1 protein-coding gene is annotated in these 1,291 nt (G+C 63.1%); it reads left to right on the top strand.

The features are described from left to right. The first annotated feature begins 322 nt into the window (after window positions 1-322). On the top strand, window positions 323-1,111 hold the full coding sequence (locus H162_RS0129740) for a crotonase/enoyl-CoA hydratase family protein (RefSeq protein ID WP_020657099.1): 789 nt from the start codon (window positions 323-325) through the stop codon (window positions 1,109-1,111). Window positions 1,112-1,291: the final 180 nt, after the last annotated feature.

The raw sequence follows: 1,291 nt of genomic DNA, 5'->3' as shown, positions 1-1,291 counted from the left end.
AATACTTCTTCCGGGAGGCTGATCATGGCCAGCCCGCCCAGGAAAATCGTGGCTTCGTCCTTGATCAGGCTGCCTGCTTCGTCCGCGCTGATGATCTTCATGCTTGTCTCCCTGTCAAAAAAGATAGTTATATTTCATAATCGTATTCGAGTATAACTATATTCCATGGCCGGTTCAAGCGTGGATGGGAAGCAAAAAAATGTTGTCAAATGGCCGCTCGATCCCGCTTGCGCACCCGTCTTGTTTGTTATAAAGTATAACCATTATGAGACATCACAAACTTTTACGTGAAGTGCCATGCACTAGTGCAGAGAGCGAAACCATGAGCGAAAACCTGAATCCTCCGCTGTTGAAGCTGGAAATGATCGGCGCCGTTGCGCGCATCACGATCTGCCGTCCCGCCAAGCGCAATGCCCTCAGCGACAGCCTGGTCGCTGCGCTGCGCGACACTTTCGACAACCTGCCGCCCGAAGCGCGCGCCGCCGTGCTGACCGGCGAGGGCAGCGCGTTCTGCGCCGGACTCGACCTGTCCGAGGTGCGCGAGAATAATACGACCGAGGGCGTCCTGCATTCCCGTATGTGGCATGCTGCATTCGAGCGCATCGCCTACGGCAGCGTGCCGGTGGTGGTGGTCCTGCACGGCGCGGTGGTCGGCGGCGGCCTCGAGCTGGCCAGCGCCTGCCATATCCGGGTCGCCGAGGAGTCGGCGTTCTACGCGCTGCCGGAAGGCTCGCGCGGCCTGTTCGTCGGCGGCGGCGGTTCGGCGCGCATCTCGCGCCTGATCGGCGTGGCGAAGATGACCGACCTGATGCTGACCGGCCGCGTGCTGTCTGCCCAGGAAGGCCACGACGCCGGCGTCAGCCAGTACCTGGTGGGCGAGGGCGAGGGCCTGGACAAGGCGATGGGCCTGGCGGCGCGCATCGCGGGCAATGCGCCGATGACGAACTACGGCGTCATGCACGTGCTGCCGCGCATCGCCGACCAGTCGATCCAGGATGGCATGATGACCGAGGCGCTGATGGCGGCGGTGGCCGCCAGCGATCCGGACACGCGCGGACGGCTCGCCGCCTTCCTCGACGCCAAGACCAACAAGGTACGCTCGGCAGGCTGACAGGCCGACTACCGCGGCCAGTGAGAAGTGCGGCAACAGCATTCGGCTGCGGGATGACAGAATGAACGGAGACACGAGCATGGATGCAAACGTCCGCTACCGCCCGGTGGCATTCGGAGACGACGCGGTGCAGGTCCGCGAGGCCAATGGCGCCACCTACGTGACGGCCGTCGCGCCGCT

This window comes from Massilia niastensis DSM 21313, from assembly GCF_000382345.1.
In the GTDB taxonomy this organism is placed as follows: Bacteria; Pseudomonadota; Gammaproteobacteria; order Burkholderiales; family Burkholderiaceae_D; genus Telluria; species Telluria niastensis.
The sequence above is the reverse complement of the archived record's forward strand: the minus strand, read 5'-3'. Positions and strand labels throughout refer to the sequence as shown.